This is a genomic window from Streptomyces sp. NPDC037290, assembly GCF_055603245.1.
Genome location: NZ_JBVJVZ010000120.1, coordinates 1 through 1,773, shown reverse-complemented (window position 1 = coordinate 1,773; position 1,773 = coordinate 1). Strand labels below are relative to the sequence as shown.

Here is a 1,773-nt window from a genome sequence, read left to right as displayed (position 1 = left end):
AAACCTTGCCTTGTTCTATCCAGAACAGGCCGATCATGCACCCTTGCCGGTTGAGCCGGTCGTCCTGGGGCGATGGCGCTTTCATTTCCAGCTCCGTTTCTCGGTCACAGACGCAAGGTGTCATCGTCGGCACCGGAGTGCTGTCTGTAGGACACCGGACGCTGGCCGCCTCTATCCTCGTCGGCCAGAACCCACAGCCGGCGGCCGGTGAAGCAGCCTTCTGTCCGGTACTTTTGACCGACACTAAGCAGCCCTCCTGCCTGCGTGGCCTCATTCTGGCCATGCCAGAGGTGGAGGTGGCACCGGGGGCGGGTTCGGGGCCAAGCCGATCGGCTACCCCGCTCTTCCGGAGCCGACCGGCTCAGGGGAGGTGTGGTCCTCCTTCACCTGCCCGCTTCCGGCCGTGTCCCCGTCGTGTGAGCCTTGGGCCGGGGGCGTTTCCAGCCTGCGGGCGCGGGCCTTTTGCAACCGCGTGGTCGCGTAGGTGACGGCCTCGTCCAGCCCTCTGCTCAGGAAGACCAGATCGCAGGCCACCATGGTCAGGGCGAATCCGGTCAGCCCCATGAACAATCCGATCCCGAGGTGGAAACCAATGGACATGACCGCGGCCCACGGCCGCAGGGCAGGTACCAAAATTCCCAGAGGGAAGTAGACGAGGAACAGAACTGTCACATACGTTCCGGAGAACACCAGGAAATCGTTCTCGTACACCAGGTGCGACAGTGCCGGAAAGCTGAATTCTGGAACTCTCAGGACATAGAAGAGAGCGGTGCCGTCCTGCCACATCTGCCCCTGAACCTTGTAGAGGCCGCTTACCACATAGACCAGGCACATCTGGAGCGCGATGGCAAGCACGCCAAGGTTGTGCAGCGGCGTCGCTGTTACGCGAACTCTGTCAGGCAGGCGGGATGCAAGTTTTGTGCCTACCCCACTGGGAAATGAGAAGCGGTCATAGCAGCGCGTCAGGAGAAGCATGGGAATGACGAGGTAGGCAAGATTGTCCCCGCCGTCCAGCAAGACCGTCTGACGTTCGTATATCGACCACAGGAAAACCCAGTGAACGGCGAGGCCTACCCGTCCCCCTACCCCCAGCGTGACCAGAAGCGCGGCGATGATGCCCAGATGGAAAACAATCTCGAACCAGGCACTGGAAGAGCTGATGGCATAAAGGCTGAAAGAGCCGTTTTCTGCGACTCGGTCAGCGAACTCCTGCCACGGGAGAACATTGTCCGGACCGAAGAGGAATGCTCGGTCACCGTACTGGCTGATGTAGTACATGAGACCGACGAATCCGAGAAGAACTCGGGTACCGGATACACCGACCACGCTGACCGGACTCAACGTCCACCCGTCAAGCTTTTCGAGAATCCTCCTCATTTGAGGGTGTCAACCTCTCTCCAGGACAGGTCCTGATACTTGGTGGACCCCTTGGCGGATTCATCCTTCCGCTGGGACCACGGCGGCAGCTCATGCACGTAGACACGTACCTGGACGGCAGCGGGACGGCCGGCGCACACGCCCGGCATTTGCGTCAGGGAGTACCGGCTCAGGAACCTCTCTGCCTGTTCCCGGGACGTCTTCTCGTACGGCAGGAGGGGGAGTTGCTTCTTCTTCGCTTCTTTTTCAGTGTCCCGCAGTCGCTGAAGGACCGGGTCGCTGCTGTCCAACTGCGCGACGGTCCCGCTGACCAGACGGTTGATGCGTGACGGGAAGAAGCGGTCGCTCTGGACCGTCTGGACGTAGGGGCCGGTGACGTCGTAGAAATCGGTCGCT

General features: G+C 61.1%; 2 protein-coding genes. Both read right to left on the bottom strand.

The features are described 5' to 3' along the window. Nucleotides 1–333: 333 nt before the first annotated feature. Complete coding sequence (locus tag ACZ7HQ_RS45270) at nt 334–1,278, bottom strand: HTTM domain-containing protein (protein ID WP_319143878.1); 945 nt, start codon at nt 1,276–1,278, stop codon at nt 334–336. A 95-nt stretch (nt 1,279–1,373) separates the two neighbouring features. After that, on the bottom strand, nt 1,374–1,773 hold a 400-nt coding region (locus ACZ7HQ_RS45265), incomplete at its 5' end, for a DUF5819 family protein (protein WP_471003436.1).

Excerpts from the sequence above, each read along its gene's own strand:
- ACZ7HQ_RS45270 (WP_319143878.1), bottom strand. The coding sequence starts at position 1,278 with ATGTACTACATCAGCCAGTACGGTGACCGAGCATTCCTCTTCGGTCCG.